The sequence below is a fragment of the Roseimarinus sediminis genome (assembly GCF_050433125.1).
GTDB lineage: Bacteria > Bacteroidota > Bacteroidia > Bacteroidales > Prolixibacteraceae > Roseimarinus > Roseimarinus sediminis.
In genome coordinates this window covers 172,656-186,409 of the sequence record NZ_JBNPXV010000003.1, presented here as the reverse complement: position 1 = coordinate 186,409, position 13,754 = coordinate 172,656, and the positions used below count along the sequence as shown (strand labels likewise).

General features: G+C 42.9%; 9 protein-coding genes. All 9 read left to right on the top strand.

From position 1 onward, the window contains the following. The first annotated feature begins 16 nt into the window (after positions 1 to 16). Positions 17 to 475, top strand: coding sequence for a DUF4293 domain-containing protein (locus FHS86_RS05415; RefSeq protein ID WP_429411929.1), 459 nt, complete (start codon positions 17 to 19; stop codon positions 473 to 475). A 236-nt stretch (positions 476 to 711) separates the two neighbouring features. Then, a complete protein-coding gene (locus FHS86_RS05410; RefSeq protein WP_429411926.1) occupies positions 712 to 1,293 on the top strand; it encodes an RNA polymerase sigma-70 factor in 582 nt (193 codons plus the stop codon). A gap of 131 nt (positions 1,294 to 1,424) precedes the next feature. Next, positions 1,425 to 2,378, top strand: coding sequence for a FecR family protein (locus FHS86_RS05405; RefSeq protein WP_429411924.1), 954 nt, complete (start codon positions 1,425 to 1,427; stop codon positions 2,376 to 2,378). Positions 2,379 to 2,537: 159 nt separating this feature from the next. Continuing rightward, complete coding sequence (locus FHS86_RS05400) at positions 2,538 to 5,759, top strand: SusC/RagA family TonB-linked outer membrane protein (protein ID WP_429411922.1); 3,222 nt, start codon at positions 2,538 to 2,540, stop codon at positions 5,757 to 5,759. A gap of 18 nt (positions 5,760 to 5,777) precedes the next feature. Further along, positions 5,778 to 7,406: a RagB/SusD family nutrient uptake outer membrane protein gene (locus FHS86_RS05395; RefSeq protein ID WP_429411920.1), complete on the top strand. Its 1,629-nt coding sequence runs from the start codon at positions 5,778 to 5,780 to the stop codon at positions 7,404 to 7,406. A 149-nt stretch (positions 7,407 to 7,555) separates the two neighbouring features. Next, positions 7,556 to 8,413, top strand: a complete 858-nt coding sequence (locus FHS86_RS05390; protein WP_429411918.1) for a hypothetical protein — start codon at positions 7,556 to 7,558, stop codon at positions 8,411 to 8,413. A 113-nt stretch (positions 8,414 to 8,526) separates the two neighbouring features. After that, on the top strand, positions 8,527 to 11,166 hold the full coding sequence (locus FHS86_RS05385) for a beta-L-arabinofuranosidase domain-containing protein (RefSeq protein ID WP_429411916.1): 2,640 nt from the start codon (positions 8,527 to 8,529) through the stop codon (positions 11,164 to 11,166). Positions 11,167 to 11,205: 39 nt separating this feature from the next. Beyond that, positions 11,206 to 11,715 carry a DUF6144 family protein gene (locus FHS86_RS05380; protein WP_429411914.1) on the top strand — a complete coding sequence of 170 codons (510 nt, stop codon included), beginning with the start codon at positions 11,206 to 11,208 and terminating at the stop codon, positions 11,713 to 11,715. A gap of 34 nt (positions 11,716 to 11,749) precedes the next feature. Beyond that, positions 11,750 to 13,711, top strand: coding sequence for a glycoside hydrolase family 127 protein (locus FHS86_RS05375; protein WP_429411912.1), 1,962 nt, complete (start codon positions 11,750 to 11,752; stop codon positions 13,709 to 13,711). The last annotated feature ends 43 nt before the right edge of the window (positions 13,712 to 13,754 follow it).

Sequence of the window (13,754 nt, the reverse complement as noted above, 5' to 3'; positions counted from 1 at the left end):
CATAAAATTTAATCCAATGATTCAACGCATTCAAACAGTATACCTGGCGCTGGCACTGATACTGCTGGGATTTATGGCATGGTTGCCTTTGGGGCAGATTGCTTCCGATACCAACCTTTACGTGTTTAATATCAAAGGGGTATTTGCCAGCCAAAGCGGAGAAACGATTGTTAATGGCTGGCCCTTGATGGCGCTGCTTGGAATTATCGAGCTCTTGCAAATAATCATCATTTTCAGCTATAAAAAGCGGGTGCGCCAGATGAGAATAGCCACCTACAACATTTTGCTGATGTTTGGTATGGTGGCAGTGGGCTGGTTTTTTGTGCATTCCTCACTAAAAGAAATCGGAGATGGAACCTTTGGCTTCGAAATGGCCATGGTATTTCCGGTGGTGGCTGCCATACTCGAGTACCTTGCCATCAGGGCAATTGGAAAAGATGAAGCCCTTGTACGATCGGTCGACCGGATCAGGTAATAATAGATCAAAAAAAATGATAATAAGGGGATTGCAAGCACGTTGCAATCCCCTTATTTGCTTGTGTAAAAAGCCGGAATGGTGCACAATCTTTTTTTTTTATAAACACAATAATCTACCAGAGGAAACCATATTATCCTTATTTTGTAAAAAAATTTAGCAAATTTGCTTACAATGCTTGTGTTTAAAATATGGTCGTATGCGGCTAAAGTGAACCAGCATATTGTTTATCCGAAATGATAACAGGCACGCACGAACAGATTCTGATTGAAGGTTTAATCGAAGGTAATGTGAAAATATACGATTACATTTTTCATTATTACTATTCGGGCATGGTGGTGTTTGCCATGAAATACACCAAGAGCAGAACTCTGGCTGAAGACCTGGTTCAGGACATCTTTTTCAAAATTTGGACTCGACGCACTCAAATCACCATTAGTACTTCATTGAAAGCTTATTTATTTTCGGCCTTACGAAACCGTTGCATTGATTATCTGCGTAGGGAAAACAGAAATGGTATCAAAGAAGATGAAAGCAAAGCTGATAAAGAGGTACCATTAAATCCACAGTCCTTACTGGTAGAAGCCGAACTGAAAGAACTGATCAACATGGCCATCGAAAAGCTACCGCCAGCTTGCAGGGAGATATTTGTTATGAACCGTTTAGAAGGTTTAAAAGCTGCTGAAATTGCTGAAAGGAAAGGATTATCGCAAAGGACCGTTGAGAAGCAAATTGGCAATGCCTTGAAACTCATGCGGAAATATCTTTCTCCCTATCTTCCATCACTTTTTATTGAACTGCTTTTGTTTTCGGCCTGAAGAAGCTACCTTTTATTTAACTACTATCCAAAATTTAAAATAGTTGTACGTATTAAATCACTTTTTCTCGTCTTAATTATAGATGATAGAACGCTGGTAATTAAAAAATTTAAGCAGAAAAGAGAATGGGAATGGAATATGCAGATAGTCAGGGAAGTGAGTCTGTGGAGTTGAAAGGGTTTACAAAAATGCTTGATGAGAAAATTGTATTATTGAAGCAAATGGAGTCAATCGATTCGGAGGCAGCCCTAAAAAAAATTAAATATAGGAAGGTAAATCAGATTAGAAAATGGAGTGCAATTTTTCAAAGGGTAGCAGCAATACTATTTCTGCCGCTACTCTTTTTTATTCTTGCCCAGAATATGATCGGTGAACAGAATGTTCAACCAGTGGTATATAATGAGTTGACAACACCTCCGACACTGCGTTCGACGTTCACCTTACCCGACGGGACCAAAGTCTGGATGAATGGTAATTCGTTGTTGAAATATCCGGCAGCTTTTAGCGCTGATGAACGCCGACTTGAGATAAGTGGAGAGGTTTATTTTGAAGTGGCCGAAGACAAGCAAAAGCCATTCAGGGTAGAAGCCGGTGAGTTGCTGATTGAAGCTACAGGGACAGCGTTCAATGTTGTTGCATATCAGGGCGATAAACAGCAGGAAGTATTGCTAACCGAAGGGAGTGTTGACCTCTACCTTAAAAAGGAAAATGATGCACCAATGCTTACTTCACTTAAGCCGAATGAACTTGCACGCTTCGATTTGAAAAACAGAAAGATGAATGTTGTATCAGTCGATCCTGAAAAATATGTTGCCTGGAAAGATGGAAAGATCATTTTCAAGAACGATCAGCTTGGTGATATGATTCAGAAACTAGAAAGATGGTACAACGTATCGTTTGAATACGACCAAAGCTTAAGAAAGTCCTATTCATTTACAGGTACGTTCGAAGGCGAAGATTTACGCCAGATTCTTTATTGCATTGAGCTCACAACTCCAATTACATTTGAGCCCATGATACCCGAAAAAGACAACAATGACAACTATAAAAGAATGCTTATTAAAATTAATACCGTCGACCGATAAACCTAAAAAAAAACTGAGGATGCGGCAACATCCTCAGTTGTAAATAAAATGCTTAAATGTATAAGCACAAGTCTAATTTAATATTACAAAACTATGAAAAAAAAGTTGGAACCTAAGCGGTTATGCATGATTATGCAAAACCGAAAAATTCTGATGACTATGAAAGCCTTTGCTCTAATTTTTCTGCTAACCATTAGTCAGGTGTATGCCATCGATGCCTATGCACAAAAGACAAGGATTTCTCTCGATTTCTCTGAAGCAAGTGTTGCGGATGTATTGCACGAGATTGAGCAGAAATCGGAATTTAATTTCTTCTATAACAGTGAATTGATTGATGTTGACCGTAAGGTGAATATTAATGCAGAGAATCAAAACATCTATATGGTGCTTGAAGATCTATTCAGAGGTACCGATGTGAGGTATGTTGTAGAGGGCAAGCACATTGTGTTATCTAATCAACTGGGCGATTTTGCTGTTCAGCAGCCAACCGTAAGAAGTGTTTACGGTCAGGTAACGAATATTCTTGATGAGCCTATTGCCGGGGCAACAGTGATTGTGAAAGGTACAACAACAGGTACCATTACCGATACCGATGGGCGCTATCGTTTGAACGATTTGACTGACAATTCGATCCTGGTTTTCTCCTTTATGGGAATGCAATCAAAGGAAGTACTGGCAAGTCAGTCTGAAATTAACGTGGCTTTGCTCGACGACGTGATCGGTTTAGAAGAAATTGTTGCCATTGGTTATGGAACCATGAAAAAAGTGGATGTAACCAGCGCTGTTTCATCAGTAAAAGCCGACGATTTTGTCAAAGGTGGTGTAAAAGACATTGGTCAGTTGATTCAGGGTAAGGTAGCAGGTTTAACCATTACCTCGTCAAGTGGCGATCCCTTGTCGAATACAGCCATCAGCCTCAGGGGAAATACCACCCTTTTCGGAACCAGCAGTAATCCGCTGGTTTTGATCGATGGTGTTCCCGGCGATTTTAACTCAGTAGCTCCCGAGGACATTGAATCGATTGATGTATTGAAGGATGGTTCGGCCGCAGCGATTTACGGAACACGCGGGACCAACGGGGTAATCCTGATTGCTACCAAGCGTGCCAGCGGAGTATACGATGCCACCGTTGAATATTCAGGCTATACCAATGTACAAACCATTGCGAATCAGCTCGACATGCTCGATGCCGATGATTATCGTCAGCAAATCGCCGATGGTATCCGTCATGAATCCTACGATTTGGGAGCCAGCACCAACTGGCTTGACGAGATTACCCGTACTCCCTTAAGTCACGTTCACAATTTAACCGTGAGGGGTGGAAATCATCTGACGAACTATTTGGCTTCGGTGAACTACAACAATACCGAAGGTATTTTTCTGAAAACCGACAAGCGGAGTTTCTTTGCACGTACCGATGTGAACCATACTTTATTCGATGGTTTGGTAAAACTGAATTTTGGTCTACTGTCACGTAATATCACGCATTCGAATGTATCAAGTACAAGCTATACCTATCGTCAGGCACTGATTTACAATCCAACATCTCCTCTCAGGGATGAAAATGGTGACTGGCTTGAAGATGTAGGTGCCTTCAACTATGACAATCCCATGGCGCGCATCGAAGAAAGTGACGGACTTACCCGCTCTCAGTGGTCAAGGGTAAACGGAACCATTGTGATTAACCCTGTTGATGGGCTGACCCTTAAAGCCTTGATAAGCTATTCGAAGTACAATTCGAAAGGAACATTTTACGAAACCAAAAATCATATCTCGACCAAACGGGCAGGTTTAAATGGCTATGCTTCACTTGATGCTGTTGAGTCGGTCGATCGTTTGACTGATCTTACTGCCGAATACGCAAAGTCAATTGGTGATCATCGCTTCACTCTGCTCGGAGGATACAGCTACCAGGATAACGACTGGAGCAACCTGACCATTACCAACCAGGATTTTCCTACCGATTTATTTGGTGCTGACAATGTTGAAATTGGTACTGGCATCAAAGAAGGTGGCACATCATCGGGCATTGGAAGTAGTCGTACTCAAACCAACCTGATTGGTTTTTTCGGACGAATGAATTATGCCTTCAATAACAGGTATTTGTTGATGGCCAGTTTACGTTATGAGGCGGCCAGTCAGTTGTATGGAACCCAGGATCCATGGGGAACCTTCCCGGCTGTTTCGTTGGGCTGGCGAATCAATGAAGAAGCATTTATGGAGCAAGTTGATTTTGTCGACGAATTGAAATTACGTGCAGGATATGGTGTTACTGGTACACAGCCAAGTAATCAGTTTCTTGGGGTTGCCACCATTGGTTATACCGGATCGGTTTATTCCGACGGAAAATGGAAACAAACACTGGCTCCAACCCGAAACCCCAATCCTTACCTTCGCTGGGAAGAAAAACAGGAAACCAACATTGGTCTCGACTTTGCCTTGTTTAAAAGCCGCCTGAGTGGTAGCGTCGATCTGTATAACCGGACTATCGATGGTCTGCTTTACGACTACACTGTTCCGGTACCTCCAAATCTGGTAACATCGACGCGTGCCAATGTGGGTAAAATGGAAAACAAGGGGATTGAAGCCCTGATTAATATTATGCCGGTAAGTAAGAAAGATATTAGCTGGTTGAGCAACTTTAATTTCTCGATCAACAGCAACCGACTCATCAGCCTGTCAAACGATCTTTATCAGGCAACTCAGGAATATTTCACCACCGGTTATACCGGCGAACCCATTCAAACTTTTACTCACCGCGTTGATGTAGGCGATAAAATTGGAAACTTCTATGGTTTTAAAGTGATCGACATTGATGAAGAGGGAAAATGGATTTACGAAAATCAGGAAGGTGAAGCCGTTCCTTACGATGAATTTGAGCATGCTTTTGAAGACAAGCACGTGTTGGGTAACGGATTACCAAAATTTTATGCAGGATGGAACAATACGCTTCAATATAAAAATTTCGACCTTAGTGTTACCATGCGGGGAGCTTTTGGTTATCAAATACTTAATTATGAACGCATGTACCTTGAAAACACCATGTCGATACAATACAACCGCTTGGAATCGGCTTATGAAAAAGTTTTTGACAAAGCTGTTCTGAGCGAGGAGGTCGATCTTGAGTACAACTCCTACTACATTGAAGACGGAGATCATTGGAAAATCGACAATGTTACCTTGGGTTATACTTTTGATCCCAACATCAGGTACATGAAATCGGTGCGGGTATATGCCGCTACCTTGAATACCTTTATCCTGACCAATTATCAGGGAATTGATCCCGAAGTTAACCGGGGAGGTTTGTCTCCCGGCAACGACGACCGTGATAAATATCCTACAACCAGGACCTTTACCTTTGGTGTTAAAGTAAATTTCTAATCTAAAACAATGAAGATCATGAAGAGAATTATCAATATAAAGACATTATCGATTTTTATTCTGACCATGATGATTGTATTTTCGTCATGTACAGAACTGGTCGATCAAAGTTATAGCGAAATCATTGCCGAACAGTTTGAACCTACCGAAGAGGACATTGTGGCTATTGTTGGTTCTGCATACGGAAACTGGAGAAATATAATGCTCCTGTGGAATGGCTATTGGAGGGTACAGGAAGTAGGTGCAGATCAGATTGTAATTCCAGCCCGACCGAATGGCTGGGTCGATGGTGGTATTTTCCGCCGTATTCACGAGCACCGTTTTACTACCGACGATGACAATGTTTATCAAACCTGGGATCGGACCTATGCCGGAATCTCAAATTGTAACCGGGTGATTTATCAGATTGAATCTGGTTTTCTTCCGCTTGCAGAAACACGCGATGAAGTGATTGCCGAGTTGCGTGTTCTTCGTGCTAGTTACTACTACATTTTATGCGATGTTTATGGCAACGTACCCATCGTGACCGACTTTAATGTGCCTGAAGGTTTCCTTCCAAGACAAAGCAGCCGCAAGGAAGTGTACGATTTTATTGTAAAAGAAATCACCGAAAGTCTTGAGCATTTGCCTGTTGAAAACAACATGATTACCTATGGACGTTTTAATGTCTGGGCTGCCCGTACGCTGTTGGCAAAAATGTATCTTAATGCAGAGGTTTACAGCGGAACTCCTCAATGGAACCAGTGTATAGAGCAATGCAATGCGATTATTAATGGTGATAACGGACTGGGGCTCGAGGAAGATCAGAAGAATGTGTTTATTACCGAAAACCAGTTTTCCAAGGAAATTATTTTTGGTTTGTCAATCGACGATCAGTACACCCGTGAATGGAACCAGTTCGATATTCACATGCAAACCCTGCAGCCATCCAACCAGGCTACTTATGATTTGGAAATGACTCCATGGGGCGGAATGTGTGCCATTCCGCAGTTTGTCAGTACTTTCGATCCGGCAGATAAAAGGCTCACCGAAAACTTCATCATGGGTCAGCAGTACACTTCGAAAGGCGATTCGCTCTATTGTACCATGGGTAGTTTAAAAGGTCAGCCACTTGCTTTTATCAATGAGGTTCCTGGAATTGATAAATCAGAAGAAATCCATGGTTACCGCTTTGGTAAATTTGAAATTGCCCTTGGATCATCAAATATCCTCAATAATGATTTTCCCTTGTTTCGCTATGCCGATGTATTAATGATGAAGGCTGAATGCCTTCTTCGTAAGGGAGATGCCAATGGAGCTGCCGAATTGGTTACCCAGGTACGCAATCGTGCATTCGACGATCAGGCAAAAGCCACAGTTACTGGCGATGAACTACTTCAGGGATCTGTTTACGATTACGGTTTACGCAACCACCTTGAAACCACCAATGAAGGCGGTGACGATATCCAGTTTGGCCGTTTTCTCGACGAATTGGGCTGGGAGTTTAACCAGGAAGGACGTCGTCGGCAGGACATGATCCGTTTTGGTGTTTACACCAGCAAATCGTGGTTCTCGCATTCACCCAACGGTGATTACCGTGCAATTTATCCCATACCCAGGGGGCGCATTGAAACCAATTCAAATCTGACGCAAAACCCCGGGTATTAATTCTTCGTAGTGAATAGTAGTACGAAAGGATTTCGGCCAGAAAACCGGAGTCCTTTCAATTCAATTATTTTGTACATTTCGTTAATCTATAATGCATTAAGGGATGCTATATTTTAAAAAATAATATTGAACCATTAAATAAACTTATTATGAAACTTAAATTTTTACTCATGTTGTTGAGTTTAGTTATACTCGCTTCTGTTAGTGTGTTTGCACAAACCGATTTGACCCATCAGCTGGCTAATCCCAGTTTTGAAGACAATGTTGATGCAATGGCAATAGGATGGGATTACGAAGGAGGTGCCGATGTGGTTGTCTGGAATCTTATCAATACCGATGGGGATGAAACGAAGGATGGCAATAATATTTGCGGCTTGTGGAATCCTGAGTTTGCTGATGAGGCAATAACTCAGACGTTAACAGGTCTCGAAAACGGAATGTATCGTGTTACAGCCGACTTTACTGTTGGGGTTACTAATGCCACACCCGGACAACGATTAACCACTCAGCGAATATTTGCCAACAACAGTAGTGTTTTATACGGTGATGAATCGGCTTATTCTGAAGGCAATATTGCTGTTTTAACCAACGATTTGGGCGAAACGATTACTTATGCCGGCCATGAAGTGAGTATAGTCGAAAATGGCCCTTTCCTCACCTGTACCGTTGAAACGGAAGTAAGCGACGGAACTTTGAAATTGGGAGTAAAAACCAATGGAACTTTGTCGCAACATGCCTTTTCATTTCCCGAAGCCGATCAATCAGGTTGGGGCTGGTTTAAAGTCGATAACTTTACTTTAACGCTGCTTGAAAAAACCTCGGTGGATGAAAATTTCGCCAATGAGCTCAAAATAGGAGTCAACAACCGGATAATTTCAGTTGAAGGTGCAAAAACATACGAAGTGTATGATATCCGTGGAAGAAAGATGCCGCATAATCAGCAACTTGAAAATGGACTTTATTTGCTTAAGTCAAATGGAATGGTGAAAAAGGTTTTAGTTAAATAACACTGAATTATTAATTTCAATTCCACAGAAAAAAGGAGAGTAGCGGGAGGTTCGTTTTGAGCATCGCGTTACTCTTTTAATAAAAAAAATCGTTAGAAAATAATCATCCGGCTATGAGCTTAGTTTTTAAGAATTCATTACTGTTGCTTTTCATTATTCTCCAGGTATCCGGCCTCGTGGCTCAAAACATACTTTACGAGCATGAATTTTCAGCCGATGCTGTTTTACTTATGGAAGGGGAATTTAAACATGCCATGGATCTGAATATCCAAACTTTGCTGCAGTACGATACCGATCGCCTGCTTGAACCCTTTTTGACCGAAGCCGGACTTAATCCCAAAGGCCAGCGTTTTGAAAACTGGGATGGGCTGGCTGGTCATGTTGGCGGGCACTATCTTTCGGCTCTGGCGATGAATTATGCCAATACCGGTAATAAGGACTGCAATGACCGGCTCGTTTACATGCTTGCAGAGTTAAAGCGTTGTCAGATTGCTAATGGAAACGGCTATCTTGGTGGCGTCTCCAACAGCAGGCAACTTTGGACCGATGTGAAAAACGGGAATTTTCAGCGTTATTGGAATGCATGGGTGCCCTGGTACAATGTGCACAAAACTTATGCGGGTTTACGCGATGCCTGGTTATACACGAACAATGAACAGGCCAAAGAGATGTATCTTGAATTATGTGATTGGGGAATTGATATCATTTCTGGCCTGTCTGAAGCGCAAATGCAGCAAATGCTCGATACCGAATTTGGTGGAATGAACGAAGTTTATGCCGATGCTTATCATTTGACAGGTGACACAAAATATTTAAACGCCGCCAAACGTTTCACCCACCAATCGATTTTCGATTCATTGGCAGCCGGGATCGACAATCTTAATAACATGCATGCCAATACTCAGATTCCAAAAGTGGTAGGCTTTGCACGCATAGCACAACTCGACCCGTTGGCAGAAAACTATGCCAAAGCAGCTGAATTCTTTTGGGAAACAGTTGTTAATAAGCGATCACTTGCACTGGGGGGCAACAGCCGACAGGAACATTTTCCTTCGGCTGCTGCCTGTACCGATTATGTAACCAGCCGTGAGGGCCCCGAAACGTGTAATACCTACAACATGCTCAAACTTACAGCCATGTTGTTCGCCATGAAGCCCGAGGCAAAATATACCGACTATTACGAAAGGGCACTCTACAATCACATACTTTCAAGCCAGCATCCCGATCATGGAGGATATGTTTACTTTACCCCGGCAAGGCCTCGGCATTACCGCGTTTATTCCGATGTAAATGAAGCCATGTGGTGCTGCGTGGGAAGTGGTATGGAGAATCATGGAAAATATAATCAAATGATCTATTCGCATTTTGGAACTGATTCCCTTTTTGTCAATCTTTTCATTCCTTCGGAACTGAACTGGAGCGAGCGGGGACTTGTCATTGAACAAAGCAGCAATTTTCCTGATGATGCATCAACTCAATTGCTTGTGCAAAAAGCCGATGGTGACGATCTTAAATTGTTTGTTCGCCATCCGTCGTGGGTGGCAGAGGCTGATTTTCAAATTACAATCAATGGTGAAAAGCTGGAACTTGTTTCTTCACCGGGATCGTATGTGATGCTGAATAGAACTCTCAATGCAGGCGACATCATTGCGATTGACTTGCCCATGCGTTTTACTTATGAAACATTGCCCAATGTACCCGAATACATCGCACTATTGTATGGCCCGGTTTTAATGGGTGCTAAAACAGGCACCCAAGGGCTCGATGGACTGGTGGCCGATGCTGGTCGCTGGGCACATATTGCAGGTGGTGAACTCGAAGCACTGAATAAAGCACCGGTACTCGAAGGCAATCGTGATTCTCTTGTCACTTACTTCAAACCTGTAGAAAGTAAATCATTGACATTTACTGCACCCGAATTGTTCCCTGATCAGCCTGAACACCGCTCGATAGAGTGGATGCCCTTTGCACGCATTCACGATGCACGTTACATGATGTACTGGATGTCGGTAAGCCGCGAAGAATATGAGAAAACGATAAAAGAACTGGAAGAGGAAGAACAGGATGAGCTGGCCCTCGATCGTCGTACGGTTGACGAAGTAGCAACAGGAGAGCAGCAGCCCGATGCCGATCATGCCATGGAGGGAGATAAAACCTACACCGGGGTGCACAATGATGAATATTATCGTGATGCGCGCAATGGCGGCTACTTCAGCTACGAAATGTCAAGTGGCAGACATACCGGTTTGTTGCTGATGGTGAGGTACTGGGGAAATGAATGGGGAAATCGCAGCTTCGATATCCTCGTTGATGGCAGCATCATTGCAAGTGAAAACATCTCAGGAAAATGGCAGTTGAACGATTTCATCAACGTGGAATATGAAATACCTGATCATTTGCTAGCCGACAAGGAGATGATAAAGGTAAGCTTCAGAGCCAGGGCTGGGAACTATGCTGGTGGTGTGTTCTATCTGCGACTGTTAAAGTCCGAGGCAACACAATCGTATCTTGATCCTTCTTTCAAAGCATCCAGTTTCTCTGTCAGGGTTCGAATGGGTGAAATTCTTTTGGATGTGGTGAATGAAGCATACGTATCGACTTTCGGTTTATATGATATCAGCGGCCGGCTGATTCATACAGGACAATTTTATCGGAGTTATGTAATAGAAACCAGCAGTATGAACAAAGGAGTTTATCTTTTGCAGTGTTGCAATCAGAGCAGCCGAAGTTACAAACGAATTTATATTTACTAGCCTATGTCTACACGGAAAGAGTTTTTGACGAAAGCTTGTATGACTGGTGCATGCTTTTGTGGTTTCCCGGCACTGATCAGGGCAAATCATCCAGAAACGGATGAGGAGAAAAGCAAGGATACTGAAATTACCCGGCAATGGATTTCCACTTTATTGAAAAATGTTGAAGATATCGGCGATGAGGCAGTAATGCGTCAATTAATTAAGGGATGTGCTGTGAATCATTTCAAACAGTTGAAAATGGATCAGTTTCTGGAGCCTTACCAGGGAAATATTGAAGAATTTAATCAATTGATTGAAAAGGAATGGGGGTGGAAAATAGCTTATCAAAAAGAAAAAGGAATTCTGCTGGCCGATGAGAATAAATCCTATTGTGTTTGTCCATTATTGAAACCCGGAGAAAAAGTAAAGTATCCTGCACTTTGTTACTGTTCGGAAGGCTTTGCTGAATTGATGTTTTCAAAGGTAACAGGGAAGCCGGTAAGAGCAAGGGTTATTTCATCAATTCACAGAGGAAATGACCGTTGTATATATGAAATAAGTATGTAATTACTTTCAACATAAATTTAAGTGTTAAAAAGCAATGAGAATTTATTATCTGATATTATTAAGCCTGTCGCTACTCATAGTGAGTTGTACAGGAAAAAAAACAGAGCAAAAGAATGTGGCAGATTATGCCATCAGTGGTATTCCATTTAATGAGGTTCAGATTACCGATCATTTTTGGTTGCCGAAAATCGAAACCAACCGCACTGTGACCATACCTGCTTCGTTTGCCAAATGTGAAGAAATGGGGCGCATGGACAATTTCTTAATTGCTGGCGGTGTAATGGAAGGAAAAACCAAAGGTGAAATGCCTTTCGATGATACCGATGTGTACAAGATCATCGAAGGAGCCTCGTATTCCTTAAGCACTCATCCCGATCGAGAACTGGATGCTTATGTCGATTCCATCATTGCCATTATTAAAACTGGGCAGGAGAAAGACGGTTACCTTACCACCTGGAAAACCATTGACCCTACTGTATCTCCGGCATCGTGGGCGCCTCCGGGCGAAAGGTGGGAAAATCTGGCTACCAGTCACGAGCTTTACAACAGTGGACACCTTTTTGAGGCTGCTGCAGCTCACTACAGGGCCACCGGTAAAACTAATTTACTGGATATTGCAACAAAAAACGCCGATTTACTGGTTCGCGTTTTTGGTAAGGGTCAACTCGAACAGGTACCGGGTCACCAAATTGTTGAAACCGGACTGATCAAGTTGTACCTGTTAACCCATAAAAAAGAATACCTCGATTTAGCCAAATATTTTCTCGATACCCGTGGTAACAGTTCCATCAGAGAAACATGGGGGCCCTATAATCAGGATCATATCCCTGTCATTCAGCAGGAGGAGGCAGTCGGGCATGCGGTGCGAGCAGCGTACATGTATGCCGGAATGACCGATATTGCAGCACTTTTCAACGATTCGTCCTATACAAATGCTGTTGATAAAATTTGGGAAAATGTGGTAAATAAAAAGCTATATATTACAGGCGGAATTGGTTCGCGGCACGAGGGTGAAGCCTTTGGCGAAAACTATGAGTTGCCTAATCTCACGGCTTATAACGAAACCTGCGCAGCCATAGCCAATGTGTACTGGAATTATCGTATGTTCCTGCTTCATGGCGAATCAAAATACATCGATGTGTTGGAGCGCAGTTTGTACAACGGGGTGATTTCGGGTGTAGGGATTGATGGCAAAACCTTTTTCTATCCCAATCCGCTCGAGTGCGATATGCATTATCATTTCAACAGTGGAGGCAGCTTGACCCGTGAACCCTGGTTCGACTGCTCCTGCTGTCCGTCGAATATGTGTCGCTTCATGCCTTCGATACCTGGCTATGTGTATGCTCAAGACAGCGGAAATGTTTACGTTAACCTGTTTGTGCAGAGCACCACTACCGTAAATCCCAATGGGATTCCCGTACAACTAGAACTGAGTACAAATTACCCATGGGAGGGGACGATTAAACTAGCAGTCAATCCGGCGTCGGAGCATGAGTTTGCAGTCAGGCTGCGCGTTCCGGCATGGTTGGGCAAGCAGCCCGTTTCTGGCGATTTGTATACCTACCTCGATGAACTGCATGATGATTTTTCGCTTAAAGTGAACGGTGAGTCAGTCAGTTTTACTGAGGAAAATGGATATGCTGTCATCAAACGGCAGTGGAACATGGGCGACGTCATCGAATACCAACTTCCAATGGAGGTGCGAAAAGTGAAAGCCAACGATAAAGTGAAGGATAACCGGGGAAAAATTGCCATCGAGCGCGGCCCTGTTGTTTACTGTGTTGAAGGAGCGGATAACCCTGAAATCGATCAATTGTCACTTAGTTGTCATACATCTTTCGCTGTTACACTTGAAGAGAGTTTGCTCGGGGGTGTTACAGTACTCAATGCCCAAGCTACCAACCCTCATGAGCAGTTCCGGGCCATTCCTTATTATGTGTGGAATAATCGTGGAGCCAATAAAATGAAGGTGTGGCTAAAGGCAAAATGCCAATAATGTGCGCGATGAAAAAAAGCCCTGGAACAAGATCTTCTCCAGG